The 25,879-nt window shown below is 61.9% G+C and carries 27 protein-coding genes and 1 other RNA gene; 13 read left to right on the forward strand and 15 right to left on the reverse strand.

What is annotated here, in order from left to right; all coding sequences use genetic code 11:
- Positions 1-65 precede the first annotated feature (65 nt).
- Positions 66-1,331, reverse strand: coding sequence for an Hsp70 family protein (locus tag HA052_RS09215; RefSeq protein WP_081550580.1), 1,266 nt, complete (start codon positions 1,329-1,331; stop codon positions 66-68).
- 214 nt (positions 1,332-1,545) lie between these two features.
- On the opposite strand from HA052_RS09215, the gene HA052_RS27935 reads away from it, so the two are divergent.
- The 3 genes from HA052_RS27935 to HA052_RS09230 all read left to right on the forward strand — a co-directional run bounded on the left by HA052_RS27935 (position 1,546) and on the right by HA052_RS09230 (position 3,945).
- Positions 1,546-2,214, forward strand: a complete 669-nt coding sequence (locus HA052_RS27935; RefSeq protein ID WP_166451702.1) for a YiaD family glycine zipper/OmpA-like lipoprotein — start codon at positions 1,546-1,548, stop codon at positions 2,212-2,214.
- 325 nt (positions 2,215-2,539) lie between these two features.
- A complete protein-coding gene (locus tag HA052_RS09225) occupies positions 2,540-3,607 on the forward strand; it encodes a DNA-binding protein (RefSeq protein ID WP_081550576.1) in 1,068 nt (355 codons plus the stop codon).
- Between the two features lie 101 nt (positions 3,608-3,708).
- Positions 3,709-3,945: a hypothetical protein gene (locus tag HA052_RS09230; RefSeq protein WP_081550574.1), complete on the forward strand. Its 237-nt coding sequence runs from the start codon at positions 3,709-3,711 to the stop codon at positions 3,943-3,945.
- Between the two features lie 112 nt (positions 3,946-4,057).
- On the opposite strand, the gene msrC is transcribed toward HA052_RS09230, so the two are convergent.
- The 5 genes from msrC to HA052_RS09255 all read right to left on the reverse strand — a co-directional run bounded on the left by msrC (position 4,058) and on the right by HA052_RS09255 (position 7,947).
- The gene (gene msrC, locus HA052_RS09235) at positions 4,058-4,540 is read right to left on the reverse strand and encodes a free L-methionine (R)-S-oxide reductase MsrC (protein WP_081550572.1); all 483 of its coding nucleotides are present in this window, start codon (positions 4,538-4,540) and stop codon (positions 4,058-4,060) included.
- Positions 4,541-4,647: 107 nt separating this feature from the next.
- Positions 4,648-5,388 carry an acetoacetyl-CoA reductase gene (gene phbB, locus HA052_RS09240; protein ID WP_166451703.1) on the reverse strand — a complete coding sequence of 247 codons (741 nt, stop codon included), beginning with the start codon at positions 5,386-5,388 and terminating at the stop codon, positions 4,648-4,650.
- 114 nt (positions 5,389-5,502) lie between these two features.
- A complete protein-coding gene (gene rsgA / locus HA052_RS09245) occupies positions 5,503-6,378 on the reverse strand; it encodes a ribosome small subunit-dependent GTPase A (protein ID WP_166451704.1) in 876 nt (291 codons plus the stop codon).
- A complete protein-coding gene (locus HA052_RS09250) occupies positions 6,375-6,701 on the reverse strand; it encodes a 4a-hydroxytetrahydrobiopterin dehydratase (RefSeq protein ID WP_166451705.1) in 327 nt (108 codons plus the stop codon). Before HA052_RS09250 ends, rsgA begins: the two co-directional genes overlap by 4 nt.
- Position 6,702: 1 nt before the next feature.
- Positions 6,703-7,947 carry a M48 family metallopeptidase gene (locus tag HA052_RS09255; RefSeq protein ID WP_166451706.1) on the reverse strand — a complete coding sequence of 415 codons (1,245 nt, stop codon included), beginning with the start codon at positions 7,945-7,947 and terminating at the stop codon, positions 6,703-6,705.
- Positions 7,948-8,028: 81 nt separating this feature from the next.
- Between HA052_RS09255 and orn the strand changes: the two genes are divergently transcribed.
- From orn to HA052_RS09270, 3 genes are all read left to right on the forward strand, one after another.
- Positions 8,029-8,574: an oligoribonuclease gene (gene orn, locus HA052_RS09260; protein WP_019100145.1), complete on the forward strand. Its 546-nt coding sequence runs from the start codon at positions 8,029-8,031 to the stop codon at positions 8,572-8,574.
- Positions 8,575-8,813: 239 nt separating this feature from the next.
- Complete coding sequence (gene pgi, locus HA052_RS09265; RefSeq protein WP_166451707.1) at positions 8,814-10,463, forward strand: glucose-6-phosphate isomerase; 1,650 nt, start codon at positions 8,814-8,816, stop codon at positions 10,461-10,463.
- A gap of 23 nt (positions 10,464-10,486) precedes the next feature.
- Positions 10,487-10,975 carry a CinA family protein gene (locus HA052_RS09270; protein ID WP_439823236.1) on the forward strand — a complete coding sequence of 163 codons (489 nt, stop codon included), beginning with the start codon at positions 10,487-10,489 and terminating at the stop codon, positions 10,973-10,975.
- A gap of 39 nt (positions 10,976-11,014) precedes the next feature.
- On the opposite strand, the gene xerC is transcribed toward HA052_RS09270, so the two are convergent.
- The 4 genes from xerC to HA052_RS09290 all read right to left on the reverse strand — a co-directional run bounded on the left by xerC (position 11,015) and on the right by HA052_RS09290 (position 13,684).
- Entirely contained in the window at positions 11,015-11,899 is an 885-nt protein-coding gene (gene xerC / locus HA052_RS09275; protein ID WP_166451709.1) for a tyrosine recombinase XerC, read from the reverse strand.
- A 1-nt stretch (position 11,900) separates the two neighbouring features.
- Positions 11,901-12,755 carry an AAA family ATPase gene (locus tag HA052_RS09280; RefSeq protein WP_081547033.1) on the reverse strand — a complete coding sequence of 285 codons (855 nt, stop codon included), beginning with the start codon at positions 12,753-12,755 and terminating at the stop codon, positions 11,901-11,903.
- A 65-nt stretch (positions 12,756-12,820) separates the two neighbouring features.
- On the reverse strand, positions 12,821-13,234 hold the full coding sequence (locus tag HA052_RS09285; RefSeq protein WP_081547035.1) for a tellurite resistance TerB family protein: 414 nt from the start codon (positions 13,232-13,234) through the stop codon (positions 12,821-12,823).
- A 12-nt stretch (positions 13,235-13,246) separates the two neighbouring features.
- On the reverse strand, positions 13,247-13,684 hold the full coding sequence (locus HA052_RS09290) for an acyl-CoA thioesterase (protein WP_081547037.1): 438 nt from the start codon (positions 13,682-13,684) through the stop codon (positions 13,247-13,249).
- A gap of 117 nt (positions 13,685-13,801) precedes the next feature.
- Here HA052_RS09290 and HA052_RS09295 point away from each other — a divergent pair, with 117 nt between their 5' ends.
- Complete coding sequence (locus HA052_RS09295) at positions 13,802-14,251, forward strand: universal stress protein (RefSeq protein ID WP_166451710.1); 450 nt, start codon at positions 13,802-13,804, stop codon at positions 14,249-14,251.
- Positions 14,252-14,376: 125 nt separating this feature from the next.
- Here HA052_RS09295 and HA052_RS09300 read toward each other — a convergent pair whose 3' ends face one another.
- Positions 14,377-14,700, reverse strand: coding sequence for a helix-turn-helix domain-containing protein (locus tag HA052_RS09300; RefSeq protein WP_081547041.1), 324 nt, complete (start codon positions 14,698-14,700; stop codon positions 14,377-14,379).
- Between the two features lie 272 nt (positions 14,701-14,972).
- An RNA gene (ffs, locus tag HA052_RS09305) (signal recognition particle sRNA small type) lies at positions 14,973-15,071 on the reverse strand.
- A gap of 160 nt (positions 15,072-15,231) precedes the next feature.
- On the opposite strand from ffs, the gene argE reads away from it, so the two are divergent.
- Together argE and HA052_RS09315 are read left to right on the forward strand one after the other, a co-directional pair.
- A complete protein-coding gene (argE, locus tag HA052_RS09310) occupies positions 15,232-16,404 on the forward strand; it encodes an acetylornithine deacetylase (RefSeq protein WP_166451711.1) in 1,173 nt (390 codons plus the stop codon).
- Positions 16,405-16,588: 184 nt separating this feature from the next.
- Positions 16,589-17,977, forward strand: coding sequence for a sodium-dependent transporter (locus HA052_RS09315; RefSeq protein ID WP_081547045.1), 1,389 nt, complete (start codon positions 16,589-16,591; stop codon positions 17,975-17,977).
- Positions 17,978-18,065: 88 nt separating this feature from the next.
- On the opposite strand, the gene HA052_RS09320 is transcribed toward HA052_RS09315, so the two are convergent.
- Complete coding sequence (locus tag HA052_RS09320) at positions 18,066-18,344, reverse strand: hypothetical protein (RefSeq protein ID WP_081547047.1); 279 nt, start codon at positions 18,342-18,344, stop codon at positions 18,066-18,068.
- Positions 18,345-18,566: 222 nt separating this feature from the next.
- Between HA052_RS09320 and HA052_RS09325 the strand changes: the two genes are divergently transcribed.
- The 4 genes from HA052_RS09325 to HA052_RS09340 all read left to right on the forward strand — a co-directional run bounded on the left by HA052_RS09325 (position 18,567) and on the right by HA052_RS09340 (position 24,208).
- A complete protein-coding gene (locus tag HA052_RS09325; protein ID WP_303245582.1) occupies positions 18,567-19,766 on the forward strand; it encodes an amino acid aminotransferase in 1,200 nt (399 codons plus the stop codon).
- Between the two features lie 96 nt (positions 19,767-19,862).
- The gene (locus HA052_RS09330) at positions 19,863-20,489 is read left to right on the forward strand and encodes a YbhB/YbcL family Raf kinase inhibitor-like protein (RefSeq protein WP_166451712.1); all 627 of its coding nucleotides are present in this window, start codon (positions 19,863-19,865) and stop codon (positions 20,487-20,489) included.
- Between the two features lie 223 nt (positions 20,490-20,712).
- A complete protein-coding gene (locus HA052_RS09335; RefSeq protein WP_081547053.1) occupies positions 20,713-21,060 on the forward strand; it encodes a hypothetical protein in 348 nt (115 codons plus the stop codon).
- 190 nt (positions 21,061-21,250) lie between these two features.
- Positions 21,251-24,208 carry a DNA translocase FtsK gene (locus tag HA052_RS09340; RefSeq protein WP_346774550.1) on the forward strand — a complete coding sequence of 986 codons (2,958 nt, stop codon included), beginning with the start codon at positions 21,251-21,253 and terminating at the stop codon, positions 24,206-24,208.
- Positions 24,209-24,360: 152 nt separating this feature from the next.
- On the opposite strand, the gene HA052_RS27940 is transcribed toward HA052_RS09340, so the two are convergent.
- Together HA052_RS27940 and HA052_RS09345 are read right to left on the reverse strand one after the other, a co-directional pair.
- A complete protein-coding gene (locus HA052_RS27940; RefSeq protein WP_019100128.1) occupies positions 24,361-24,495 on the reverse strand; it encodes a hypothetical protein in 135 nt (44 codons plus the stop codon).
- Positions 24,496-24,653: 158 nt separating this feature from the next.
- Positions 24,654-25,838: a vWA domain-containing protein gene (locus HA052_RS09345; protein WP_166451713.1), complete on the reverse strand. Its 1,185-nt coding sequence runs from the start codon at positions 25,836-25,838 to the stop codon at positions 24,654-24,656.
- Positions 25,839-25,879: the final 41 nt, after the last annotated feature.

Genomic DNA, 25,879 nt, shown 5'->3' on the forward strand with positions numbered 1-25,879 from the left:
TTGAGGGGTGAGTGTTGGCGTCTGTTTACGATTTTGCCCTTGCGCGCGAGATCGTAAACAGATTCTTAGCCGTAGCGTTTGGCCGCCTCGATCGCCAGGCCGCTGCCGATGCTGCCGAACAGGTCGCCTTCTATGTGACGGGCTTGGGGCAGCAGGTGCTTGATGCTGTCGCGCAGCGCCGGCACGCCGCTGGAGCCGCCGGTGAAGAAGACCGTGTCGATGTCGCCGGCCTGGGTGCAGGCGTCCGCCATTAATTGCCGCACGGTGGCGCCGATCTGGCCCAGCATTGTGTTGATACTGTGGTTGAACTGGTCGCGACTCAACTCGCAGCGCAGACCTGCTTCTATGTGGCCGAGGTCCAACTGGTGCAAGGCCTCGTCCGACAGCGCGATCTTGGCGGTTTCCACCTGCATCGCCAGCCGGTGGCCGGCTCGGTCCTGGATCAGGCGGAACAGTCGGTCCAGAACCTGAGGTTGCGCCGCGTCGCGATGCACGTCTTGCAGGTCCATCCAGGCCTTGCGGGTGTAGGCGAAATTGATGGTGTGCCAGGTGGCCAGGTTGAAATATTGGCTGGACGGCATCTCCGCGTTGTTGCGCAACCGGCTTTTGAAGCCGAACAGGGGCATCACGCCGTGCAGGCTTAATTGTTTGTCGAAGTCCGTGCCGCCGATATGTACGCCGCCGGTGGCGAGGATGTCGTCGCGGCGCTCGTCCAGGCGGTGGCGCTCGGGCGCCAGCCGGATCAGGGTGAAGTCCGAGGTGCCGCCGCCGATGTCGACGATCAGCACCAGCTCTTCGCGGTCCAGCCGGGCTTCGTAGTCGAAGGCGGCTGCGATGGGTTCGAACTGGAAGGACACGTCTTTGAAACCGACCTGGCGCGCAATTTCGCCCAGCGTGGACTCCGCTTCGGCGTCGGCCTTGGGGTTGTCGTCGACAAAGTGCACCGGTCGGCCCAGCACCACTTGTTCGAACGGGCGGTCGGCGGCGCGGTCGGCGCGCAGCTTTAGTTCCTGGATGAACAGGCTGAGCAGGTGGCGGAAGGGTAGGGCCTTGCCTTGCACTTCGGTCTGGCTGTCGATCAGCTTGGAGCCTAGCAGGCTTTTCAGCGAGCGCATCAGCCGGCCTTCGTAGCCTTCCATGTATTCCTGCAGCGCCAGCCGGCCGAACACGGAATGATCCTCCTCGTAGTTGAAGAAAACCACCGAGGGCAAGGTAATCTTGCCGTCCTCCAGCGTCAGTAGAGTGGCTTGGTTCGGGCGCAGCCACCCCACGGTGGAGTTGGATGTGCCAAAGTCAATGCCGCAGGCGCGGGCCGTAGTCTGCGTGTTCATATTCCCTCCCGTAAAGCGAGGCGCGATGGTACGCGGATTGACGCGGCAAGGGAAGGCTTTAGCTGTCGAATCAAGCGTTTTGTCTCGCGGGCGTGGCCAATTGCGCCTGTCTTTTGGCCGGGTGGCGCAGTGGCCGCGACGCAACGGGTATATGCTGAAAGCGGGTCCCGCAGGAGCTGGGGCGGGTAATGGACTGAATGGAAAGGATCCAGGCATGAATAAACTGATCGCGATGTTTGTTGCATTGGCGCTGGGGAGCGGCGGCCTGTCCGGCTGCGCGAACATGTCCGAAACACAGAAAGACACCGGTACGGGCGCGGCGATTGGGGCTGTGGCCGGCGCGGTGCTGGGCGGCCTGACTGCGGGCGGCAATCCGGGCCGCAGCGCGGCCACCGGCGCCGCCTTGGGGGCGGCGCTGGGCGCCGGCGGCGGATATTTGTGGTCCAAGCACATGCAGGATCAGAAGGCCGCGATGGAGCAGGCGACCAAGGGTTCCGGCGTTAGCGTTAGCCAGACCGCAGACAATCAGCTGAAGCTGGACATTCCCAGCGATGTGTCTTTCGACCTGGGCCGTTACGATATCAAGCCCAATTTGCGGCCGATTCTCGATCGTTTCGCGGCCACCTTGAATCAGAATCCGGTGACCACGGTGAAGATTGTTGGCCATACCGACAATACCGGCTCCAACGCGGTCAACGATCCGCTGTCGTTGAACCGCGCCCGCGCAACGCGCGACTATCTGACCGCGCGCGGGGTGGCCGAGGGGCGGATCAGCATCGCCGGCCGCGGGTCGCATGAGCCGGTGGCCAGCAACGCCAGCGCCGCGGGACGAGCGAAGAACCGGCGTGTGGAAATCTTCGTGGGCGAAGCCGCACGCGGCTAAGAACCTGTTTACGATCTCGCGAGCTAAAGCGAGACAAGGCGTTGCGGCTGAGAAAGCGGAGTGTGCACAGGGTGCATGAGTATTTCGAAGCGGTGCTCGCCGTGTCACGTTTCACGATGCGCAGCAGATCGTAAACAGGTTCTAAGGCGGGAGAGTTGGCAGAAGGGGCGGGCGTTGCAGGTGACGCGCCGCCCTTTTCTTTCGCCGGTTCTTGCGGCGCAGGGCGCCTGAGCTAGGTTTGTTAAATTTTAAATGTAATACGTAATATATTTTAAAGCGTCACTTTGATAAAATGTCGGTCACGACAAAATGAGCATTTTCAGGCATGGCGACAGACATTTATTCGCGTATCCGGCAAGCGGCGTTCGAACTGGTGGGCGAAGGCGTATGGCCGACGGTGCTGGAGGTTCGGGCCAGAATCGGCGCGGGCTCCAACACGACGATCAATAACACCTTGAAGGAATGGCGACAGGAATTTTTGTCGCGGGTGGCGATCTCGTCGCGGCGGCCAGATTGGCCGGCCGGCCTGGCCGAAGCTTTCGAGCAAGTATGGCAGCGGGCCTGCGACGAAGCGGACGGGCGGCTGGAGTCTTTGCGTCAGGACGCGGAAACCGCGGTGGCGCAGGCCGCGGCGGAGACTCGAGACCTAAAGGACAGCTTGGCTGCGCGTCAGGCCGAACTGCAGTCCGCCTTGCGCGAGCTAGAGTTGCGCGCCGCGCGGCTGGCGGATTTGGATGGGCGCTTGCAGGGGGAGGAAACCCGGCGTCAGATGTTGGAGCGGGCGGGGCTGGAGCAGGAGGCGAGGCTGGAGCAGCTCCGGAAGGAAATGGCGGAGGTCCGGCGTCAGGCTGAGCAGCGCCAGCAGGAGCTGGAGGAGCGCGCGGAGCTGAAGGTGCAGGAAGCGCGCGAAGAAGCCGCCAGGCGCGAGTCCCTGGCTTATGAGCGTCTGGAAGGCTTGCGGCTGCGGCTTTATGAGCAAATGGAAGAAGAACGCCGGGCCATGCAGCAGGCGCAAGCGCGCCAGGAGGAGGCTTTGCAACAAAGCCGACGCGAGCGGACGCGGCTGGAGGGAGAGTGGCGCGACCGCCTGGCTGAGCGTGAACGAGACCACGGCAGGCTGGAGGCGAGACTGGAGTGGTTGGAAGGGCGCAACGCGGCTTTGGAGCAGGACGCGTTGCGGCAGGCAGTGCAATTGGAGCAGACTTCGGCGCGCCTGCTGGACATGGCCAGCGAGAACAGCCGGCTGGCCGGAGAGATGAATCTGGGCGCCGAGCGGCAACTGGCGCGACTGGTGGAGCTTCTGGCCGTCTCGCGTCAGGAGCTGTTGACGCTGGACGAAGCCGGCTTGCGCGAGTGGCTGGGGCGGCAACTGCAACTGCCCTTATTGGGCTAAGCGCGCTCCGGGCGCGTGTTTCTACTAAGTGCTTGCCACGATGTCGCTTGCCGCGAGCTTTGTTAGTTTGTCGAGATAGGATTGTCTTTATTGGAGGCAATATGACTTTCGGCGAATACTACCGCGCCCCGGCGCTGATCTCCTTGCTGGCCTTGTTCGTGTGGTGTGGTTTGTGCTGGGCGGACGGCGGTTCTTTCTGGCAGGGCTTGCTGGTCATGGTTGCGGGCAAGAATCTGTCCATTCTGTCCGGCCTGGCCGTGTTCTGGATTTTGGAGCTGGCGGGGCGAGTTTGGTCGCGCTCTCGAGAGGGGCGCGATTCAATGCGTTTGCAGCTGTAGCCGGCTGAGCCGGCCTGGTCATGAAAACAGCGCGCCGGTAGGCGCGCTTTTTCATGGTCGCGAAGAGTTTCAGCGCCGTAACGCTGAAGCGCGGCAGGTATTGAACAGGCGCTTAAAACAGATGGACGAGCCCCTCCGCAACGCGTTCCAGGTATTCGGCGTCCACCGCGTCGAAGCTGGCTAGTTCGCTGGAGTCCACGTCCAGCACCGCGACCACCTCGCCGTCGGCGTTGCGGACCGGCACTACGATTTCCGAGCGCGCGCTGGACGAGCAGGCGATATGGCCGGGGAAGGCGTCGACATCTTCCACCACCAGTGTTTTGCCGGCCTGCCAGGCGCTGCCGCACACGCCTTTGCCGAAGGGGATGCGGGTGCAGGCGATTGGTCCCTGAAAGGGGCCTAGCACCAATTGCTTGTCCTTGACCAGATAAAAGCCGGTCCACAGCCAATCAAAGCTGCTGTGCAAGGCGGCGCAGAGATTGGCCAGCGCGGCGATTTGGTCCGTCTCGGATTCAATCAGCGCCAGCGCCTGCGGCAATAGGGTTTGGTAGCGCTCTTGTTTGTCGGCGCCGTGGATGATCAGATGTTCTGCCATGGGGTATGGTCGGGGTGTGGCTTGGGAAGGCGATAGCATACACAGCGGACGGACAAAAAGAAAACGCCGCCCTGCGGGGTGGCGTCGCGTAGCGGGCAGAGGCCCGGTTACATCATGTGCTGACCGCCGTTCATCGCCACGTTGGCGCCGGTGATGAAGCCCGCCTGCTCAGAGGCGAGGTAGGTCACCAAGGCGGCGATTTCCTCGGGCTTGCCCAGGCGGCCCACCGGAATCTGGGCGATGATCTTGTTGCGGACGTCTTCCGCCACCGCCATCACCATGTCGGTGGCGATGTAGCCGGGAGAAATGGTGTTGACGGTCACGCCCTTGCGCGCCACTTCCTGCGCCAGGGCCATGGTGAAGCCGTGCATGCCGGCTTTGGCCGCGGAGTAGTTGGTCTGGCCGAACTGCCCCTTCTGGCCGTTGATCGACGAAATGTTGATGATGCGGCCGAAGCCGCGGTCGCCCATGCCGTCCACCACCGGCTTGGTCATATTGAACAGCGAATCCAGATTGGTGCGCAGCACCGCGTCCCAGTCTTCCTTGGTCTGCTTCTTGAAGCTGCAGTCGCGGGTGATGCCGGCGTTGTTGACCAGCACGTCGATCGGCCCCAGGTCTTTGGTCACCTTTTCGGCCAGTTCCTTGCAGGCTGCGGTGTCGGTGACATCGCACTGATAGGCGTGGATATCCTTTAGTCCCAGACCCTTCATGTCGGCGAGCCAGGCTTGCTCGCGGCCGGGCTTGCTGTAGGTGGTGACTACGATGTGACCGCTTTCAACCAGGGCTTTGCAGATGGCAGTGCCAATACCGCCCATGCCGCCGGTTACGAGTGCGATTCGCTTAGTCATAGTGCTGGCTCCTTATTAGCTGTCTGTCTGGATATGCTTATGCGATACGACTTTCAGTTTTTTAGGATAAGTGAATTACCCGTGTATGTGAATGGAAAGTACGCACTCCTTTCGTTACGGCCTGGACGGTGAAAGTTCATCCGTTAGACGTTGCAGCAAACCTAGCCGAAACTTAGTGATGGCGCCGGATTCACATGCGGTCATGATGGCACAGTTCGGTTCCACGCGGTGCGAACAATTGTGGAAGCGGCATTGGCCAATCAGCGGGCGCATTTCCGGGAAGTAACGGGTCAGTTCCGCAGCCTTCAAATGCTTGAGGCCAAACTCTTGCAAGCCGGGGGAGTCGATCAGGTGGCTGTCCGGGTTCAGGTGGTAGAGCGTGGCGTGGGTGGTGGTGTGGCGGCCAGAGTCCAAGGCGGTGGAGATGTCGCCGATGCGGGCGTTGGCGTCCGGCAGCAGTGCATTGGTCAGCGTGGATTTGCCCATGCCGGACTGGCCGACGAAGACGCTGGTCTGGCCTTGCAGCAGCGGCAGCAATGGCGCGACGTCCTGCTTGGCGGACAGGGTGATCACCTGGTAGCCCAGGCGCCGGTACAAGTCCAGTTTGAGCAGCAAGCCCGCGGTTTCCGGCAAGTCCGCCTTGTTGACCACGATGACGGGGTCGATGTCGCCTGCTTCCGCCGCGATCAGGCAGCGGCCCAGCAATTCCTCGTTGGGGCTGGGCACGGCGGCGATTACGAACAGAATGCGGGTCACATTGGCGGCAATGACCTTGGTTTTCCAGTCGTCCTGGCGGTAGAGCAGGCTGCGGCGCTCCTGCGTGCGCTCGATGACGGCCTGTTCCTTGTTTTGCACCAGGATGTCCACCCAGTCGCCGCAGGCGAAGTCGACGCGCTTGCCGCGGGTGGTGCAATCGTAAACCTGGCCGTCGGATTCGACGATGAAGCGGCGGCCGTGACTGCGGATGATTTGTCCGGTCTGACCTGTCATGGGCGAGCCAGCAGCGCTTCGGTCTTGGCCGCGCAGATGAAGTCGTTCAGCGTCAGGCCGCCGGCGTCGTGGGTGCTGAAGTTGACGACGGCGCGGTTGTAATGCACGGACAGGTCCGGGTGGTGGTCTTCGCGGTGGGCGATCCAGGCCAGCGCGTTGACGAAGGCCATGGTGTCGTGGAAGTCGGCGAAGGGGAAGGTCTTGGTCAGTTCGATGCCGCGGATGCTCCAGCCGGGCAGCGAGCCCATCAATTGATTGACGGTGCTGGCGGCCAGCGGGCTGGCGCCGTGTTGGGCTTCGCAAGACAGTTCGAGCAGGTTCATGTCAGCGGTTTCCTTGTAGATGGTTGATGCGCAGCGCCGCGGGCGGGTGCGAGTCGTAAAAAGCGGAGTGAAGCGGATCCGGCGTCAGCGTGGACGCGTTGTCGCGATAGAGCTTGACTAGGGCCGACACCAGTTTGCCGGCGTCGGTCTCGCTGGCGGCGAACTCGTCGGCCTCATATTCATGGCGGCGCGACAGGCTGCTGGACAGTGGCGTGAACGGGAAGGTGAAGGCCGGCACCGCGGTGAAGAACAGGATTAGCGCCATCGCGGTGCTGGGCGTGTCAACGCCCAGGCCGGCGTAGAACCACGGCGCATCCAGCAACTGGCCCAAGAGGAACAGGAAGCCCAAAGACAGCGCGAAGGCCAGCGCGATGCGTTTGGCGATGTGGCGGCGTTTGAAGTGGCCTAGCTCATGCGCCAGCACCGCCTCGATCTCGGCGTGGTCCAGCTGTCCCAGCAGGGTGTCGAAAAACACGATGCGTTTGCCAGCGCCAAAGCCGGTGAAATAGGCGTTGCCGTGGCTGGAACGGCGGGAGCCGTCCATCACGAACACGCCCTGGCTTTTGAAGCCGGCGCGTTGCAGCAGCGCTTCGATGCGGGCCTTGAGATCCAAGTCTTCCAGCGCGACGAATTTATTGAACAGCGGGGCGATCAGCGTTGGGTAGAGCGCCACCATCAGTAGTTGGAAGCCGGTCCAGACCAGCCACACCCACAGCCACCACAGCGGACCGGAGATGTCCATCAACCACAGAACCAGCGCCACCAGCGGCAAGCCGATGACGGCGCCTAGCAGCAGACCCTTGATCTGGTCGATGATGAACAGCCTGGGCGTGGTTTTGTTGAAGCCGAAGCGGGCCTCGATGCCGAAAGTGGAGTACAGGCTGAGCGGAAAGCTGACGCAGCCGGTTAGCGCCGCCACGCCCACGATCAGCAGCAGGCCGGACAGCAGCGGCGAGGCGCTGGCGCCGGCGGCGATGCCGGCCAGCCATTGCAGCGCGCCGCCAAAGGTCAGCGCCAGGATCACCAGGCTGTCCAATAAGGCGGAAAACAGACCGAAGCGAGTTTTGGCGATGCAATAATCGGCGGCCAACTGATGTTGTTGCACGGTGATGGCGTCGCGGAAAGCCGCGGGCACTTCCGCGCGGTGGCGGGCGATGTGGCGGGCATGACGCCAGCCTAGCCAGAGTTTTAGCGCGAGGGTGGCCGCCAGCGCGGCCAGGAAGAGAGAGCTGAATGCCTCGGTCATCGGAGTCCGTTATCTGCTGTCAGGTTTGCCGCCAGCGCGGCAATGAAGGAAAATGGCAGGGTTTTGCAAAGATTGGCAAGTATGACACAAGATCAAATGAACCTCATCTGGCTCGACATGGAAATGACGGGCCTGAATCCTGAGACCGACCGCATCATCGAAGTGGCGATGATCGTTACCGACAGCCAACTGAACGTGGTGGCGGAATCCCCTGTGCTGGTGATCCACCAGCCCGACGAGGTGTTGGACGGCATGGACGACTGGAACAAGAACACCCACGGCAAAAGCGGCCTGATCGAGAAGGTCAAGGCCTCCACCTTGGGCGAAGCCGAGGCCGAGCAGATGCTGCTGGACTTCATGGCTCAGTACGTGCCGCCGCGGATTACGCCGATGTGCGGCAACACCATTCATCAGGACCGGCGCTTCATGGTGCGCTGGATGCCCAAGCTGGAGGAGTATTTCCACTATCGCAACCTGGACGTGTCTACGCTGAAAGAGTTGTGCAAGCGCTGGAAGCCGGAAGTGGCGCGCGGCGTGGTCAAACGCGGCAAACACGAGGCGCTGGCGGACATCCTGGAGTCCATCGAGGAGTTGCGTTACTACCGCGAGCATTTCCTCAAGCTGTAAGAACTTGTTTACGATCTGCTGCGCGTCGTGGAGCGTTACACGGTGAGTACGCCTTCGAAATGCTCATGTACCACGTGTACATTTCGCTTTCTCAGCCGCAACGCCTTGTCTCGCCTTGGCTCGCGAGATCGTAAACAGGCTCTAAGAGTAAGTAGCGGCTCAAGCGGTAATCGGGGGGCGGCTCCATGACGGGGCTTGCTCCTTTACTTTTAGCGAACTTTATTCCAGTGGCAATCCATATGGCTTCGCAACGCACTTCCGACATCAATTCCACCCGGGTCTGGGCCCGTTTGCATCAGCACCAGCGCGCCACCCGGCACATGCATATGCGCGAGTTGTTCGACGCCGATCCGCAGCGCTTTCAGCGTTTTTCGCTGGAGCTGGACGGCCTGTTGCTGGATTACTCCAAGAACCGCATCACCGAACGCACGCTTGAGTTGCTGTTCGAGCTGGCGCGGGAGGCCGATTTGGCCGGTTGGATGGAGAAAATGCGGAGCGGCGAGCGCATCAATGTCAGCGAAGAGCGCGCGGTGCTGCACACGGCTTTGCGCCTGCCTGCCGGCGAGACGCTGGTGCTGGACGGTTGCGAGCTAGTGGCCGAGGTGCACGCGGTGCTCGCGCGGATGCGCGCGTTCAGTGAGCAGGTACGCGGCGGCGAGTGGAAAGGCTTCAGCGGCCGGCGCATTCGTCACGTGGTCAACCTGGGCATAGGCGGGTCCGATCTGGGGCCGCTGATGGTGAAGGAAGCGCTGGCCGCGTACGCGACGCCGGAGCTGGACGTGCATTTCGTCTCCAATGTGGACGGCGCGCACGTCGCGCGCACGCTGGAACGGCTGGACCCCGCTGAAACCTTGTTCATCATCGCCTCCAAGTCCTTCACCACGCCGGAGACCTTGCTGAACGCGCAGGCGGCGCGACAATGGTTTTTACAAGCCGGAAGCGAGGCCGACATCGCGCGCCATTTCGTCGCGGTGTCCACCAATCAACCGGCGGTGGAGGCTTTCGGCATCGATCCCGCTCACATGTTCGGTTTTTGGGATTGGGTGGGCGGCCGCTATTCCACCTGGTCTGCGATCGGCTTGCCGGTGATGCTGGCGATAGGCTTCGATCATTTTCAGAACTTCCTGGCCGGCGGCCACGCGATGGACCGTCATTTCTTTTCCGCGCCGTTCGCCGCCAATATGCCGGTGCTGCTGGCCTTGATAGGCGTTTGGTACAACACCTTTTACCGCGCTCATACCCATGCCGTCATGCCTTACGACCACGGCTTGCGGCGCTTGCCGGCCCATGTCCAGCAATTGGACATGGAGTCCAACGGCAAGCGCGTCGGCCGTTACGGCGAGGCGCTGGATTTCGACACCGGTCCGGTGATCTGGGGCGAGGAGGGCGCCAATAGCCAGCACGCCTTTTTCCAGTTGTTGCATCAGGGAACGCGGCTGGTGCCCTGCGACTTCATCATCCCGATGCGCAGCCATTACCCTGTGGCCGATCAGCACCAAGTGCTGGTGGCCAACTGCCTGGCCCAGACCGAGGCGCTGATGCGCGGCAAGGGCGAGGCCGAGGCGATGCGCGAGCTGGCGCATTTGCCGGGCGAGCAATTGGACATGCTGCTGCCGCAGAAGCTGTTCCCGGGCAACCAGCCGTCGAACACCCTGGCGCTGGACGAGGTGAGTCCGTACAGCGTGGGCATGCTGCTGGCCCTGTATGAGCACAAGGTGTTCGTGCAGGGGGTGATCTGGGGGATCAACTCCTTCGATCAATGGGGGGTGGAGTATGGTAAGCAGCTGGCGCGCCGCATTCTGCCCGAGTTGACGGCCAGTGACGACGCGCTGGCGCACGATAGCTCCACCAACGGCTTGATTCGCCATTTCAAATCGCGGCAATCTTAAGAGAAAGCACCATGCAAGAAAGCCTGGAGTTGGCCCGCCGTTTAGGCGAGCGTTTGCTGGCGGCGGGCGAGAGCGTCGCCGCCGCCGAGTCTTGCACCGGCGGCATGATTGCCGCGGCGCTGACCGACATCGCCGGTAGCTCGGCCTGGTTCGGTTACGGCGTGGTCACTTACAGCAATGAGGCCAAGCAACGTCTGCTGAAGGTGGAAGACGGCGCTTTGCGCGAGCATGGCGCGGTCAGCGAGGCGGTGGTGCGTCAGATGGCTGCCGGTGCGCAGAGCCTGTCCGGCGCGGACTGGAGCGTGGCGGTGTCCGGCGTGGCCGGCCCCGGCGGCGGGACTGCAGCCAAGCCGGTGGGGCTGGTCTGGTTCGGCATTGCCGGTCCCGATGGCTGGGGAGAGGCGTTCAGTTGCCGCTTTGACGGCGATCGCGCGCAGGTGCGCGCGCAAACCGTGATCCGCGCCTTGCAGCGTCTGGACGAGCTGTTGGCCGCGCGCAGCCGCGCCGCTTAGAGTCCCCCCGCTGAAGCGCGGCGGGCTTTGAGCAGGCTCTTAGTCTTTGTTGTCCGGTTTTTTGCGCGCACGCGGATGCGCGCCGTCGTAGACCTTGGCCAGGTGCTGGAAGTCCAGCGCGGTGTAGATCTGGGTGCTGGACAGATTGGCGTGCCCCAAAAGCTCCTGCACTGCGCGCAAGTCGCCGGATGATTGCAGCAGGTGTGAGGCGAAGGAGTGACGCAGCATGTGCGGGTGCACGTGTTGCTGCGCGCCGGTCTTGATCGCCCAGTCGCGCAAGCGTTTTTCCACCTGGCGGCCGCCCAGTCGCCCGCCGTGACGGGCGATGAAAACCGCGCGCTCGTCCGGCGCGGCCTGGCGCTGCGCCAGCCAGCGTTGCAGGCAGACGCGCGCCTCGGCGCCCAGCGGCGCGATGCGCTCCTTGCCGCCTTTGCCGCGGATGCGCAGCAGGTCGTCGGAAAAGTCCAGGTCTTCCAGGTTCATCCCCACCGCTTCGGATAATCGCAGCCCGCAGGAGTAAATCAGCTCGAACAAGGCGCGGTCGCGTATGGAGAGCGCGTCGTCGTCGTCGATGCGGTCCAGCAGGGCCGCGGTGCTGTCCACCGGCAAAGCCTTGGGCAGCGGCTTGTCCTGTTTGGGCGCGCGCAGGCCCTGGCTGGGATCGTCCGCGCGCTGTCCGCTGTCCAGCAGCCATTGGTAGAAACGGCGCCAGGCGGAGAGCTTGCGCGCCAGACTGCGGCTATGCAGGCCCTGAGCGTGCAATTTGGCCAGGGTTTTGCGCAGCTGGGCGTGCTCGGCTCGCTCCAGAGGGGCGGGGTGAAGCAGGGTCGCCAGCTGTTCCAGGTCGCGCAAGTAGGCGGCGGAAGTGTGGCTGCTGCGGCCGGCCAGCGCCAGCGAGGCGGCAAAGCGCTCCAGGGATTCCATCTTAGCGGCGCAGTTTGGCCATCTGCATCAGGCGATCGAACAATTGCAGGTCCTGCTCGCTTTTCAACAGCGCGCCAGCCAGCGGCGGCGGGGCGCTGTCCTGATGGCGCTGCTTCAGCGCCGAGGCGTCCATGCCTTCCGCCGACAACAATTTCAACCAGTCCAGCAGTTCCGAGGTGCTGGGTTTTTTCTTCAAGCCCGGCAGCTCGCGGATGGAGAAAAACACCTCCAGCGCTTCGCTGACCAGTTGTTGACGCAGCGAGGGGAAGTGAGCGTCGATAATCGCCTGCATGGTGTCCCGGTCCGGGAAGCGGATGTAATGAAAGAAGCAGCGGCGCAGGAAGGCGTCCGGCAGTTCTTTTTCATTATTGGAGGTAATGATAATGATGGGGCGCTGTCGCGCGCGCACGAACTCTTGGGTTTCGTGCACGAAAAACTCCATCTGGTCCAATTCCCGCAGCAGATCGTTGGGGAATTCGATATCGGCCTTGTCGATCTCGTCAATCAGCAGCACCGGCGCGGAGGCGGCGTCGAAAGCCTGCCACAGCTTGCCCTTGACGATGTAGTTGCGGATGTCGTGCACGCGGGCGTCGCCCAGCTGCGAGTCGCGCAGCCGCGACACCGCATCGTATTCGTACAGGCCGTGCTGGGCCTTGGTGGTGGATTTTATCGGCCAGACAATCAGTTCTCGGCCCAGGCTGCGGGCCACTTCCTCGGCCAGCATGGTTTTGCCGGTGCCGGGCTCGCCCTTGATCAGGAGCGGGCGTTCCAGCGTGATGGCGGCGTTCACCGCCATCATCAGGTCTTCTGTGGCGATGTAGTTGTCGGTGCCGGAAAATCGGGTATTGCTCGTCATGGGTGGGGATGGCTTCGAAATGGCCAAAGCAGCCGCGCGAACGGCTGCTTTGGCGGGGAAAGAGGTCAACGGGCGAATTCGCGTTCCAGGTCGTCCAGCGAAATGCCCCAGCTTTTCATCATATGGCTTAGCAGCGCCATTTCCGGCTCGCTGATGGTGCCGTCGGACTTGCTGATGTCCATGGCCAGCACGCAGGCCAGAATGCGTTTTCGGTGGTCGCTCACCTCGGCCAGCAGGCCGTTGATGCGTTCCGCGTCCAGCAAGTGGATGGTGCCGTCGTCGTTGGCTTCGTCGGAGACGTCGTCGCAGTAATCCACCAACACCTTGGTGAACTGCTTGCGCGGCAGGCCGATCAAGTCGTAGACGTGGAGTCTCTCCAGCAGCTCCAGCTCGCGCGGGTCCATATTGCCATCCGTGATCATAAACATGGCCAGCAGGCGCGCCAGTGCTTCCGGGCTATTGAGTGCGTATTTTCTCATGACGCCTTTCCTTTATTCTGATGTGACGCCTAGCCGCTCCAGAAACGCTGGGGGCATGGCGGCAGGCTTGCGGCTGGCGTAGTCGAAAAAGACTAGGCCTGTCTTCAATCTTGCCACTTCTTTCCCGGTTTTGTCATTGCTTGCCTGATAGAGCAGATCGAAACCGCGCGCGCCGACGTCGTCCACGGCCAGCGCGAAGCGCAGCACCTCGCCGTGAAAGGCCTCCGCGCGATAGAGGATGGCGGTGTCCGCCACCACGACGCCCAGACCCTCGATGCTGAGTTCGTGCGGATAGCCTAGACTTTGTAAAAAGCGCAGCCGCGCTTCCTGAGCCAGTCTTAGCACGGCGTCGTTGCCTAGGTGGCCGGCATAGTTGATGTCTCCGATGCGGATATCGACGCGGGTTTCGAATGCGAAGCGCTCAGGCAGGACAATCTGGATTCTGGGCATGATGTGGGCTTTGGGCGAGTGGTTTGGCTGAGTTGTTTGTCTTAACCTGAGTCAACAGGGCAGCGGCTTGGTTTGATAGACTGCAAGTGTAAGGCAAATACAACAAGGAGCAGAGTCATGTATCAGCGCATATTCGTACCCGTGGATGATAGCGAGACCTCCAATCTGGCGTTGCACGAAGCTTGCCACCTGGCCAAGGAGGTGGGCGCCAGTCTGAAGTTGGTGCATGTGGTGGATTTGGCCCAGTTCGGCTGGGGTGGGACTGAGTTTCTGGACGCGACCGAACTGCAAAAGTCGATCAAGCAGGCGGGAGAGCAGGTGCTGGGGCAGGCCGGGGCCAAGGCCAAGGAGTTGGGCGTGACGGCGGATTGCAAAATCCTGGAAAGCTGGGGAGATAAAATCGCCGCGGTGTTGGTGGACGACGCCAGCGCCTGGGGGGCAGATTTGATAGTGATGGGTACCCATGGTTGGAGCGGTTTGATGCATCTGCTGATGGGTAGCGTGGCGGAAGGCGTGCTTAAACTGGCGGACGTGCCGGTGTTGCTGGTGCGCAACCCCGGAGACTAGGCTGATGGCATGGCGGGCGCGCAGCTAGGGCGGGGTGCGGCGCGTCGTTGCTTGTCGGACAATCTTGAGGGTAAAAATAAAGCCAGCCGGCATTGCTGCGGGCTGGCTTTCCTCGCGGAAGAGGATCAAGCGGCGGTGATTTCCACGCTGCCGTCTTGGGCTTCCAGCTTGGTGCGAACCGCTTTGCGCAGGCTCTTGTACAGGTCCGGGTGGGTTTCCTTCAGGTACTCGACGATTTCGAAGTCTTCGCGGCGAACCTTGGACAGGTCGATCTGCTCTACGTGAACCAGGCGCAACAGTTCGCGCACCGGCTTGGGCATGTTGCGGCCACTTTCGTAACGGGAGCCGCCGGACTGGGTCACGCCGATGCGGCTCCAGAACTCTTGTTGGTTCAGGCCGAGCTTGCGGCGGATTTCACGCGGGTTGGGGATCTTTTCAAACAGTTTCATGAGTGTTCCTCTCAGTATCAAAGAATATTGGTTCTAATATTTTTTAGGTTTCGTGCCCTGCACCCTAAAAATAGCAAAAAAAATCCATCAGGAATAATTCTGATGCAAAAAAGTTAATGAAGTTCCGTTAAGTACCAACTTCGTTTTTTGCAATGTTAGTGGATTCTTATTGTCAAGGACAATGGGATTTGCAGGTCGAGACGCAAAAAGATACTGTGTGGTCGCTTTTTTGTAAAGCGTTTTGGCATTTGAGACTGAAAAAAAAGGGGAGGGGCGGCGAGCCTGACCCCCGGCACTTGCGCTAAATAACTGTGGCTGCTTCCTTCCGGACCTGACCAGGTTCGCTATCGCGCAATGCGGGGAGACCCGCCTCAAGAGAAGACGCATTCTAACGACAAGCGGCCGTTTTGCCAAGCATGGCGTGCGTTTTTGTCGCGGGGATAGGGGCGGCGTCGGTTGCCGAAGCGTGACCGCGCAGGCAGACTGGGCGGCATCTATCTCAAAATACCGCGGCAAGCGTGGGAGTGTGTGATGACTCAATCAGCGCAAGAACTGTTGGCGGAACTGGTCCGCTTCGACACCACCAGCCGGCATTCCAATTTGCAGCTGATCGAATGGGTGCGAGCTTATCTGCTGAAACTGGGCGTGGAGTCGACCTTGACCTTTGACGACGATGGCGGCAAGGCCAATCTGTTCGCCCGCATCGGCGCGCCCGAATTGCCGTTGGTGGCCTTGTCTGGCCATAGCGACGTGGTGCCGGTGGACGGCCAGGTCTGGAGCAGCGATCCCTTCATCCTGACCGACAAGGGCGATGGGCGCTTGTATGGCCGCGGCTCCGCCGATATGAAGGGCTTCATCGCTTGCGTGCTATCGCTGGCGCCCTGGTTCGCGGAGTTGGCCGCGCGCGGAGAATTAAGGCAGGGCATAGGCATCGCCCTGTCTTACGACGAGGAAGTCGGCTGCCTGGGCGTGGGGCGTCTGATAGACCGATTGGCGGCGGACGGGGTGAAGGTGTCCGGCTGCATCGTCGGCGAGCCCACTAGCATGCAGCCGGTGATCGCGCACAAGGGCATCGCCCATTTCCTGTGCAAGGTCCGCGGCCGCGCGGCGCATTCCTCGCTGACCCCACAGGGCGTCAACGCTATCGAGTTCGCAGCGCGACTGATTACTCATATTCGCAAGCTGGCCGACGCGGAGGCTTCGTTCGGTCATCGCCAGGCCTTATATGATGTGCCGTTCACCACCTTGCAGACCGGCACCATCCATGGCGGCACCGCTTGCAATATCGTGCCCAAGGATTGCGAGTTCATGTTCGAGTGCCGCTGGCTGCCGGGCGACGGACCTGAGCGTTTTGTCCGCTCCGTCCGTGACTACGCGGCCACCTTGCTGTTGGAGATGAGGGAGGTGGCACCGGAAGCGGAGGTCGAGATTGAGCGGGTGGTGTACAGCCCGGCCTTCGAATCGTCGGAGAACAGCGAGGTGCGCCGCACCGTGGCGCGTTTGTGCGGCTGCGAGGGCGGCAAGGGCGTCGCCTACGCCACCGAGGCTGGCCTGTTCAGCGAGGCCGGCATCGCCTGCGTGGTGTTGGGGCCGGGCAACATCGAACAGGCTCACCGGCCTGATGAATACATCGAGATTGAACAACTGGAGCGGTGCGTGGCCTGGTTGCGGCGTTTAGGAGATGAGCTGGCGCAAAAGCCGTGAAGATTTTTTTGCGCTGATGGCCGAATAGCAGCAAAATCGCTGCCGGCGACAAGCCGAACACTCAAGTTGCCCGCCAGGGGGATCCCCTAGGCGGGCTTGTTTTATGGTGGCGTTAGAAGCTGCTCAACGTCCGGCCCAAAGGGGCGGCGAGCGTTGGCGCGGCGGTTGTCAGAAAGAAAAATAAATGAGTCAGAACGTGGGATCTGTGCGGCAGGGAGGCGCGGCCAAGTCGCGAGACGGCTTCACCTCCAGCTTTGGCGTATTGGCTGCGACTCTCGGTTCCGCCGTGGGTCTCGGCAATATCTGGAAGTTTCCTTATCTGACCGGCACCAATGGCGGCGCCGGTTTTTTGGTGGTGTACGTGTTGGCCACATTGCTGGTGGGCCTGCCGGTGATGATCGCCGAGATCATGCTGGGTCGCAAAGCCAAGACCGACGCGGTGACGGCGCTGAAGACGCTGGCGCCCGCCGGCCAGCCGTGGTGGTTGATCAGCGCCTTCGGCGTGCTGGCCGCTTTCCTGATTATGGCTTTCTATTCGGAAGTGGCGGCCTGGGTATTCGCCTACGTGTTCAAATCCTTGGGCGGCGGCCTGTTGTCCAGCGACCCCAAGGCCACCTCGCAGGCGTTCAGCGCGCTGATTTCCGATCCGGTGCAGTCTTTGCTGTGGCAATGGCTGGTCTTGCTGTTGATCGGCGGTATTTTGCTGATGGGCGTGTCCAAGGGCATTGAGGCGGTGACCAAGAAGCTGATGCCCTTGTTGTTTCTGCTGCTGCTGGTGATCGGCGCGCGCAGCCTGATGCTGCCCGGCGCGGCCAAAGGGTTGAACTTTCTGTTCACCCCCGATTTTTCCAAGATCAGCGGCGCGGTGGTGCTGACCGCGGTGGGTTTGGCCTTCTTCAAGCTGTCCATCGGCATGGGCACCATGATCACCTACGGCAGCTATTTCCGCGATGATCAAAACATCCCCGTCACCACATTCCGGGTGATGTGCGCGGACTTATTCGTTTCCATTCTGGCCGGCATCGCCATTTTCCCCGCCGTGTTCGCTTTCGGCTTCGAACCGGCGGCGGGGCCGTCGCTGTTATTCATCACCATTCCGGCGGTGTTCGCCAGCATGCCGCTGGGCAATGTGTTCATGGTGGCCTTCTTCGTGCTGGCCGCAATCGCGGCCACCGGCGCGATGTTGTCCATCCTGGAGGTGCCGGTGTCGGTGTTCAGCGAGCGCTTCGGCATCAGCCGCGTCAAGGCCACCGTGATCAATTTGCTGTTGCTGGCCTTGGTGGGCGCGGGCTGCGCCTTGTCCAACAGCACGCTGTCCGGCTTCAAGCCTTTCGGCATGACTTTGTTTGATCTGTTCGACTTTGTAACCTCTAACCTGCTGATGCCTTTGGGCGGCATCTTCCTTTGCCTGTTCGTTGGCTGGGTGTGGGGCTTTGAACGGCTGAAGCAGGCGTTGAGCAATGAGGGCAAGCTGAAGAACGAGGGCTTGTTGAAGGCGCTGTTCTTCGTGCTGCGCTATGTGTCGCCGCTGTTGATTCTGGTGGTGATGCTCAAGGGCCTGGGCGTGATCTGAGCCGCGGCTCACGCTGAGGTCTTTGGATGCCAAGCGGAATGCACATGAGAAGGAGCCGGTAGGCTCCTTTTTCATTTTGCACAAGCGATCAGGGTTGGGCGACGTCGTCTTCCGGTATCACCACCGGCGGAGGCGTGAAGCCATTTATTTCTCGGGCGTTTTTTTCCAATAGCAGCACGATGCTGGTGTTGAGCGCGCCGAAAGCCCAGCTAACCAGGAAAAACACCGAATAGGCCGAAAGTTTGTCGTTGAACAGGATTTTGCCGTGCAGACTGAGCTCGGCCGGGTCGAAAATGGAAAAGAATACCCCAGTCGCCAAGATGGCGATGATGAAGGAGGGCCAGAACAGCAAGATGCCTTTTTTCATGAGTCATGCTCCTGTGGCTGCCGCAACGGAATGCTTGGGTGGCTGGTGTCAGGGTAATGGCCGGGCGTCGCGCTGTCAAAGCGCTGCGGCGACGGATGGCGGCCCGGAGAAGGGCTCTCCATGTTAGACTGTGGCTATCCGGTTTTTCTTGTCCAGCCGGCCAGGGCGCGCGCTTTTGGCCGGTTGTTGCGTAAAGTAATGGAGCCTTGCATGACCTCTTCGATCTTCTCCGCCGTAGAACTGGCGCCGCGCGACCCTATCCTGGGCCTGAACGAAGCATTCAACGCCGATACCCGCACCACTAAGGTGAATCTGGGCGTCGGCGTTTATTCCGACGACAACGGCAAGATCCCGCTGCTGGCGGCGGTGAAGGCCGCGGAGAAGGCTCGTCTCGAAACCATGCCGCCTCGCGGCTACCAGCCGATCGAAGGCGCTCAGGCTTACGACAGCGCGGTGCAGAACCTGTTGTTCGGCGCGGACAGCGAGTTGATCAAGGCGGGGCAGGTAGTGACCGCTCAGGCCTTGGGCGGCACCGGCGCCTTGAAAATCGGCGCGGACTTTCTGAAGCGTCTGAATCGGGAGGCTAAGGTCTACATCAGCAACCCTAGCTGGGAAAACCACCGCGCGCTGTTTGAGTCCGCTGGTTTCGAAGTGGAAAACTACCCGTATTACGACGCGGCCACCCGCGGCGTCGATTTCGACGGCATGCGCGCTTTTCTGGCGCAACTGCCGGCAGGTTCCGTGATCGTACTGCACGCCTGCTGCCACAATCCCACCGGCGCCGACCTGTCCGACGCGCAATGGGCCGAGGTGGTGCAAGTTTGCCGCGAACGCGGCCTGGTGCCCTTCCTGGACATGGCTTACCAAGGCTTTGCCGACGGCATCGACGCCGACGCCGTCGCCGTGCGCCTGTTCTCGGCCTCCGGCCTGCAGTTCTTCGTGTCCAGCTCCTTCTCCAAGAGCTTCTCGCTGTACGGCGAGCGCGTGGGCGCTTTGTCCATCGTCACCGCCGGCAAGGAAGAGTCCGCGCGCGTGCTGTCCCAGCTGAAGCGCGTGATCCGCACCAACTATTCCAACCCGCCGATTCATGGCGGCGCGGTGGTGGCCGCGGTGCTGTCCAATCCGGAACTGCGCCAGCTGTGGGAAGACGAGCTGGCCGGCATGCGCGATCGCATTCGCGCGATGCGCGTGGGCTTGGTCGAGGCGATCAAGGCCGAAGGCGTGGCTCAGGACTTTTCCTTTGTCGCCCAGCAGCGCGGCATGTTCTCTTATACCGGCCTGAGCGCGGCCCAGGTGGAGCGCCTGCGCGCCGACTTCGGCATCTACGCCGTGTCCACCGGCCGCATCTGTCTGGCGGCGTTGAACAACAAGAACCTGGCCTATGTGGCTTCCGCCATCGCTCAGGTGGTGAAGGCGGGCTAAGCCTGGCCGGTTTTGATGTCAAGCATCGCCAAAGCCCCGCAAGTCGGGGCTTTTTTTCAATCGGCCGATCGCCGGCCGTAGTCAAGGAGCAGATTCATGCAATTGCACAGCCGCAGCTTTCAAGACGGGGAACGCATTCCGGGCCGCCTGGCCTTCTGCGTGCCGGACGCGGGCAGCCATGTCGCGCTGTCCGACAACCTCAACCCGCATCTGACCTGGAGCGGAGCGCCGGCGGGGACGCGCTCGTTCGCGCTGATTTGCCATGATCCGGACGTGCCGTCGCGCGGAGACGACGTCAACCAAGAGGAGAGGGAAGTGCCTGCGGATCTGCCGCGAGTGGAGTTCTATCACTGGCTGCTGTTGGACATCCCCGCTGGACAGGACGAAATCGCCGAGGGCGGCCACAGCGCGGGCGTGAGCGCGCGCGGCAAGAGCGGCCCAGGGGCCCCGGGCGGTTTGCGTCACGGCGTCAACGACTACACCGGCTGGTTCGCCGGCGACGCGGCGATGGCTGGGGACTATTACGGCTACGACGGCCCATGCCCGCCGTGGAACGACAGCTTGGAGCACCGCTATGTCTTCACCGTGTACGCTTTGGATGTGGCCAGCCTGCCGGTGGTCGGGGCGTTGACGCCGGCCAACATCATGGCGGCTATCGACGGCCATGTGCTGGCGTCGGCAAGCCTGACCGGGCGCTATACGCTGAATCCGCGTTTGCTGTAACCGTCTCGCAATGTAAAGAAGTGGCAAAAAGGACAGTTTGTCTCTCTCCCAAGGCAGAGGCCTCTGGCAAGGGATTGCAGTGGGCTAATGAAATGCAGCATGATGTTGCGGCGTTTACCATCTCCGCGGCTGATTTGGTTAGGCGGCCGCTCTCACGCGGCGCTTTGAACCGCGGCCCGCCAAAAGCGGCAAACGATAACAACATCAAAGGGGATTAACTGTCATGGTTGCAAACACTGTTAAAGACAAGCTGCCGGCCGCCGTGTTGGCGACGGGGGCTTTTGACGCGGACGATGCCGATGTGCGCAACAATCTGGGGCTAATGGGTTTGTTGGATGTGAATTCCGGCGATGGCCGCTATCGCCTGACCGCAACGCTGGAGCCGGAGGTCGAAGGCGTGGACAATGTTCAGGCCTGGGTCTTGGAAATGGAGCTTGTGACTTTGGCCACTGGGCAGGTTCTGCGTTGCAAACAGGCCGGCGTCGCCTACGCCGGACCGACGCCGGGCAGCCATCTGCGCCGCCTATTGGCCAACGGTCAACTGCAGGGGTATTTGCAACTGGCCGCCTAACCCGGTTTCGCCGTCAGCAGGAAATAAGCCGCCGCGTCACGCCGCGGCTTAATTTTTTTCTCCGCCGGGTATTCATCGTCTACGAGCGCCTGCCGCGAACACTATAAAAAACGGTACAATCGCCGCAGTCGAGCCGACATCGGGTTCGGGCTTGGCCGTTAATTTTCGACATCGTCAGAGGTTGTGAACTGTGTGGTTTGTGCTGTGTGTGCTGCTGTTGATGCTGGGTGCGTTGGCTTGGCTGGTGTATACCGGCCGTGTCGTCTTGTCCGAATGGACCCAAAAGCTGGATCGCTTGTTGGGCATGTCGCCGCCGGAGCGCCATGGGCCGGACTACTTCGCTGAGGAGGTCGACGCCGGGCTGAGCGCAGCGGAGCCCGTGGCCGGGCAGCGAACCGAACCGACGGCGTCCCGCGACGCGGCTTCCGCCGCCGAACCGGGGCCGACAAGCCCCGCCGCGCCGCAGCCTGCCCCTGAGCGTGAAGCGCCGCTGGCCCCGCCCGAGCGTGAAACCATCGTGCTGCCGAAACGACAGGCTGCGCCACCTCAAGCCAAGTCCGAGCTGCCTACGCTGGAACTGTCCCGCGAATACCGCAAGCGTGTGCGCCAGCCGTCTGCCGAGCAAGAACAGGCCAAGGATCTGCCGGTGATTGGCTTGCATGAGCTGCAGCATAATTTGCAGTCGGACTATCGCCGTCGTCAGGCCTCCCGGGTGCTGACGCAGAACATCAAGGAGCAGGGTGCGTCCGCCTTGCCGATGATCGAGCCCAGCGAAGTGCGCGAGCAGTTGCGCCACATTCATTCCAAGCGCGGCAAAACCATGGCTGCGCCCCTTCCTGCCGCCATGCGTCCGCTGACCGTCAAGCCGCAGGAGGAGATGGAGCCGCAAATCGTGCCGCCTCCCGTGGTGCGGCATGAGTTGCCAGCCAGCGCGCGGCCGGCTCAACACGGCTGGCTGGCGCCGGCGCGGCCGTCGGCGCCGCCGGCTGAGCCGGAGGTCGTCGCCTTTGTCCAGGCTCCCGATGGTCTTGCCGCGCCGGCTGAGCCGGAAATCGTCGCCGCTGTCGACGCGTCCGATAGGCTTGCGGAGATGCCGGTGGAACTTGAGGCGGCTGCGGGCGCGCCGGATGCGATGTTCTCGGAACCAGAGGTCTTTGCCGACTCCGTGTTCGAGGCGTCGTCGGAGCCTGAAGTCGCCGCTGCTGTCGATTTGCCCGCGCCAACGCCTGCGGCGCCCGACATTGCCGTTTTAGCCGCGTCGCAAGCGCGTCTGTCCGAGCCGTCGCCGGCTTTCATGGCGACAAGAGCGCCGGACCCCGTCTCCTCTGAGGCGGATGCGCCGCACATCGCGGAGCCGGCGCCGTGGCGCTGGCCACAGACCCGTTCGGTGTTGGTGCAGGAGGAGGAAATGCCGGCCGTGGTGCAGCGCGAAAGCGTGCCGGCGGAGCCGCCGTCGGTGGCCGCCGCGGCGCAGCAGCTTGCCGCCAAGCCGCTGCCTTGGGTTTTGATCGATGCTCCCGTCGCCGCGACGGACGAAGCGTCGGCGGAGAAGGGGCTGCCTTGGGACGCCGCGTCTGAGCCCGACAGCTGGGCGCAACAGGCGCAGCAGCAGGTGGAGCGGGCCGCCGAGTCGGCGCCGCCCAAGCCGCGGCCGGTATACGACGATTACGGCTTGCCGGGACTGGATTTGCTGCGCCCGGCGGACGAGGCGACGGTAACTTGTTCGGAAGAGGAGTTGCTGGAGCGGGGCATCGTCATCGAGGAAAAACTGGCCGAGTTCAAGGTCAAGGTCAGCGTGGTGGACGCCTACGCCGGCCCGGTGATCACCCGCTACGAAGTGGAGCCGGCGGTGGGCGTGCGCGGCAATCAGGTGGTCAATCTGATGAAGGATTTGTCGCGCGCGCTGGGCCTGGCGGCGATCCGGGTGGTGGAAACCATACCGGGCAAAACTTGCATGGGTTTGGAGCTGCCCAATCCCAAGCGTCAGATGATCCGCTTGTCCGAAATATTCTCCTCCGAGGTATTCCAGCAACCGCGATCGCGTCTGACCCTGGCGCTGGGCAAGGACATCACCGGCCAGCCGGTGGCGATGGACTTGGCCAAGGCGCCGCACCTGCTGGTGGCCGGCACCACCGGCTCCGGCAAATCGGTGGGCGTCAACGCGATGATTCTGTCCATGCTCTACAAGGCGCGGCCGGATGAAGTGCGCTTCATCATGATCGATCCCAAGATGCTGGAGCTGTCTGTGTACAACGACATCCCGCACTTGCTGGCGCCAGTGGTCACAGATATGAAGCTGGCCGCCAACGCGCTGAATTGGTGCGTGGGCGAGATGGAGCGTCGTTACCGGCTGATGAGCGCGCTGGGCGTGCGCAATCTGGCCGGCTACAACGACAAGGTGAGCGAGGCCGAGGCCATGGGCCAGCGCATCGGCAATCCGTTCAGCCTGACGCCGGAAACGCCGGAGCCCTTGGAGGCGCTGCCCTTCATCGTAGTGGTGGTGGACGAGTTCGCCGATTTGATGATGGTGGCTGGCAAGAAGATCGAGGAATTGATCGCGCGCTTGGCGCAGAAGGCGCGCGCCGCCGGCATCCACTTGATCCTGGCCACCCAGCGGCCGTCGGTGGACGTGATCACTGGCCTGATCAAGGCCAATATCCCGACGCGGATCGCCTTCCAGGTATCCAGCAAGGTGGATAGCCGCACCATTCTAGATCAGATGGGCGCGGAAAGTCTGCTGGGCCAGGGCGATATGCTATTCCTGCCGCCGGGCACCGGCTATCCGCAGCGTGTGCACGGCGCCTTCGTCACCGACGACGAGGTGCATGCCATCGTCGAGCATCTGAAGCAGTTTGGCGAGCCGGATTATGTGGAGGGGTTGCTGACTGGCGAGAGCGAGGCGGAGGAGGAGTCCGCCGCGGCTACGGCCAAGGCGCAGGCGGCCAGCGAGAGTGATCCGTTGTACGACGAGGCGGTGGAAATCGTGATGCGCACTCGCAAGCCGTCGATTTCCTCTGTGCAGCGCCATCTGCGCATAGGCTATAACCGCGCCGCGCGCCTGATTGAAGAAATGGAAGCCGCAGGCATCATCAGCCCGATGGAAAGCAACGGCAACCGGACGGTGCTGGTGCCACAGCGCGAGCTGTGAAAATCGCTTTACGATCTCCTGCGCTTCGTGATGCTCATTACCTTATGAGCATTTCGCTTTCAAGGTAAGCACGTTCTGAGTGGTTTGCCGTCATAATGAAAAAGCGCGCCGCTTGCGGCGCGCTTTTTCATTTCTTCTGGTTTGGGCGGGGGTCAGCGACGGCGCTGGTCCTGATCGTTGCGAATACGGATCGGAGCCAGTTGGTCCTGGTCTTCCACCGGGCCGCTCAACATCTTGGCAACGACGACCACAGCGGCGATGAGGGCGAATAAAAGCAAAATTTCCATGGCATGGCTCCCCGAGGCTTGACTACAAAATATTGATGATGACGATTGCCGGCGAACAGGCCTGGAAGCAAAGTCGTCTATGGCGGCCCCCTGTGATTTCATTCTGGAACACAAGCCGCCGCAAGCTCAAGTAATAATTTGTGTCGGAAAGTTAAATTTCAAGACGCGCTGCGCTTTAGCGCGCGCATCGCCTGATCGATGCCCTGCAGCGTCAACCCGTACATGCGTCCGGACATCAGCTGGCGCAGCATGTGCAGCGACTGGGTGTAGTCCCAGTGTGCCTCCGGCACCGGGTTGAGCCAGGCGGCGTGCTTGAAGTGGCCAAGCAGGCGGCGCAGCCAGATTTCGCCGGCTTCCTGGTTCATGTGTTCGACGCTGCCGCCGGGGTAACTGATTTCATAGGGGCTCATGGTGGCGTCGCCGACGATGATTAGCTTGTAATCGGCGCCGAAAGTGTGAATCAGATCCCAGGTGGGAAAGGTCTGGGTGTGACGGCGGGCGTTGTCCTTCCACACGGACTCGTAGACGCAGTTGTGGAAGTAGAAATACTCCAGATGCTTGAACTCGGACTTCACTGCCGAGAACAATTCCTCGCAGGCCTTGACGTGATCATCCATCGAGCCGCCGATGTCGAACAGCACCAGCACCTTGACTGCGTTGCGCAGTTCGCGCTGCATGCGCAGGTCCAACATGCCGGCCTTGCTCGCGGTGGCGGCGATGGTGGCGTCCAAATCCAGCACTTCTTCTGCGCCGTCGCGGGCGAACTCGCGCAGCCGGCGCAGCGCGATCTTGAGATTGCGAGTGCCCAGTTCGACCGAGTCGTCGAAATTGCGGAATTCGCGTTGATCCCATACCTTCACCGCGCGACGGTGGCGCGATTCATGTTGACCGATGCGGATGCCGGCCGGATTGTAGCCGAAGGCGCCGAAAGGGCTGGTGCCGCCGGTGCCTATCCATTTATTGCCGCCCTGGTGCCGCTCCTGCTGCTCTTGCAGCCGCTGGCGCAGGGTGTTCATCAATTGCTCCCAGCCCTGCGCTTCCAGCCGGCGCTTGTCCTCTTCGGACAAGTGCTTCTCCACCTGTTTGCGCAGCCAGTCCTCCGGGATGCCGGTTTTCAGCTCGTCCAGCGTATGCGACAGGCCTTTGAAGTGCTTGCCGAACACCTGATCGAAGCGGTCGAAGTGTTTTTCATCCTTGATTAGCGCGGTGCGCGCCAGGTAGTAGAACGCGTCCACATCGCCGAAGGCGACGCGTTTTTGCAGCGCTTCCAGCAAGGTGAGGAATTCTTTCAGCGTGACCGGCAGGCCGGCGTCGCGCAGGGCGTAAAAAAAATCAATCAACATGGCGCGGCTAGAGGGTGACAGCGTGGGTGGGCGATGATATT

The organism is Chromobacterium fluminis (assembly GCF_011602385.1).
GTDB lineage: Bacteria > Pseudomonadota > Gammaproteobacteria > Burkholderiales > Chromobacteriaceae > Chromobacterium > Chromobacterium fluminis.